General features: G+C 68.8%; 2 protein-coding genes and 1 pseudogene. 1 reads left to right on the top strand and 2 read right to left on the bottom strand.

What is annotated here, in order from left to right; all coding sequences use genetic code 11:
• Nucleotides 1-148: pseudogene (gene aspA, locus RMO85_RS04670) on the bottom strand (aspartate ammonia-lyase); the annotation flags it as partial.
• Nucleotides 145-828 (bottom strand): hypothetical protein, encoded by a 684-nt coding sequence (locus tag RMO85_RS04665; RefSeq protein ID WP_310526770.1) that lies wholly within the window; start codon nucleotides 826-828, stop codon nucleotides 145-147. The gene RMO85_RS04665 and the pseudogene aspA, both read right to left, overlap by 4 nt.
• Before the next feature lie 338 nt (nucleotides 829-1,166).
• Here RMO85_RS04665 and RMO85_RS04660 point away from each other — a divergent pair, with 338 nt between their 5' ends.
• Complete coding sequence (locus tag RMO85_RS04660) at nucleotides 1,167-2,138, top strand: hypothetical protein (RefSeq protein WP_310526769.1); 972 nt, start codon at nucleotides 1,167-1,169, stop codon at nucleotides 2,136-2,138.
• The last annotated feature ends 280 nt before the right edge of the window (nucleotides 2,139-2,418 follow it).

Here is a 2,418-nt window from a genome sequence, read left to right as displayed (position 1 = left end):
GCGCGAGCGCCCGGATCAGGCGCGGCTCCAGCGTCGTGCCGCTGACCGGGAAGTTCTCGATCGCCCGCTGCGTCTGCGCCCGCCACAGCGCGTCGGCAGGGACCTCGATGTCGCCGAGTGAGTCGTGCTCTGTGCGGGTGTCGCTCATGACGTCGACGCTACTCGGGCAAGGTAGAGGTAGTAGGTCTCCGGACGGTCCTGGAGGAGCACGTCGTGCTTCTGCTCGACCGCCTCGCCGAAGACGGCGCTCATCGCCACGAGGAGTTCCGGAGCCGCGTCGGCGGACCAGATCGCGAGCGCGCCGTGCGGGTTGAGCAGGTCGCCACAGCGGGCGAGGAACGACTGCTCGTAGACGCGGACGTTGTCTTGGTGGACGAGGTATCCCGGACCGTTGTCGACGTCGAGCAGGATCAGGTCGTACGTCGAACGGGCCTCCGCGATCGCCATCAGGATGTCCGCATTGACGATCCTGACGCGCTGGTCGGCGAGGAGACCGGGTCCGTGGGGGACGGTGCCCTCGCGCATCCACCGCACGAGGGCGTCCTCGATCTCCACCACCGTCACCCGCCGGACTCGCGGGTCAGCGAGCACCCGCTGGGTGGTGAAGCCCAGGCCGAGCCCGCCCACGACGACGTCGCGCGGGTCGGGGACGAGGTCGAGCGCCACGCCGGCCAGCTCGATCTCCGTGCCGGTCTCGATGGTGTCCATCACGAAGACGCCGTTGACGCGCAGCTCGAACACGTCGGCACCCAGCCCGGACGTTCGACGCCGCAGCACCACCTCGCCGCGCTCGGACTCGGCCCGCGCGATCTCCACGCTCTCGTGCATGCCAACCATCCAAACACCCTCGCGACGCGCCTGGACCCGTCGATGTCTTTAACATATTATGTACAGTGATTTAATCCACTAAGCAGGTGTGCACTCCTGGGGTCCTCGCAGTGGGTGGGTGGGGTGCGGTGGAGGGGGCGGCGAGGGTGCGGTGCCGTGGGTGCGGTCCCGAGGGTCGCGGACGTCCGACGAAGCGGCGACCCCTTCGTCGGACGTTGCCCGGGACGTCCGACGAGGTGGTCGCCCGGGCAGCCGCATCGTCGGACGCAGCGGTGCGGCTGTCCACAGATTGCCAGGAGGGTCTGGTACGCCGCGGCGCGCCGCCGCAGGCTCGTGACATGGACATCAGCGCTGACGGGGCACGCGCGGCGAGCGCCGACCTCCGCCGACACCGGATCTCGAAGGCCATCGCACTGGCCTACGAGCAGGGCGGCGTCATCAGCCGTCCCCAGCTACTTGATCTCCGGGTGACGCGAGGCCAGATCCGCGCCAACATCGTCGCCGGCCGCTGGCGGCCTGTGCGTAGCCAGGCGGTCGCGATCCACACCGGCGAGCTGACAGTTCAAGGTGAGCAGTGGGCGGGAGTACTCGAGGCCGGACCTCGCGCCGCCCTCGACGGGGCATCGGGGCTGATCGCCTCGGGACTCCGCGGCGTCGATGAGGAAGCGCTGAGGATCTCGATTCCGCGCAATGCGCGTCGGCGGCGGGGGAAGGGCCTCAACATCCATCAGACCCGGCGCTATCGAACGACGGACCTGAGTGCGTCAGGAGTACCTCGCACCAAGCCGCATGTCGCTGCCGTCCACGGCGCGCTGTGGGCCAGGTCGGACAAGCAGGCAGTGCTGCTGATGACGATGGCTGTCCAGCAAGGGCTCACGACAGCCGAACGACTTGGCGAGGCCGCACTCCGCATCAGGCGCGACAAGCGACGACTGCTCATCCAGATGACGATCCTGGACCTGCTCGACGGGGTCCGCTCCATCAGCGAGCACGAGTTCGCACGCGAGTGCCGCGATCGGGGGATCCCGGAACCGAGTCGGCAGGTCCGTCGCCGGACGAGGGACGGACGCTACTTTCTCGACGTCTACTGGGAGGAGTGGGGCGTCGTCGTCGAGATCGACGGAATCCAGCACGGGTGGGTCCAGAACGTCATCTCGGACGCCCTGCGCCACAACGACGTCACGCTGAGCGATGCACTCGTCCTGCGCCTGCCGCTCCTCGGCCTGCGCGTTGCCGCCGATGACTTCTTCGAGCAGATCACCGAGGCACTTCGGTCGCGCGGCTGCCCGCACCTCGACCGTAGTGCGTGACCTGCGTACGCCGATGCGTCGGCGTACGTCCGACAACGTGGCTGCCCCATCGCCGGACGTTGCCCGGGACGTCCGACGAAGCGGTCGCCCCGACAGCCGACTCGTCGGACGTCCCGCCTGACGTCCGACACCCTGGACGCCGCACCGTCGGACGCAAGGCCCGCCGCGTAGCACCGCTCAGTCGAAGATCTCGCTCAGCCAGCGCTCCTTCTTCTTCTTGCGATAGGGCTGCTGGGCGGCCTGGGCGTAGCGCTGGTCCTGCTGCATCCGTCGGTGGTCG

This window comes from Nocardioides sp. (assembly GCF_031422975.1).
Lineage (GTDB): Bacteria > Actinomycetota > Actinomycetes > Propionibacteriales > Nocardioidaceae > Nocardioides.
This window is presented reverse-complemented; position numbering and strand designations above follow the sequence as displayed.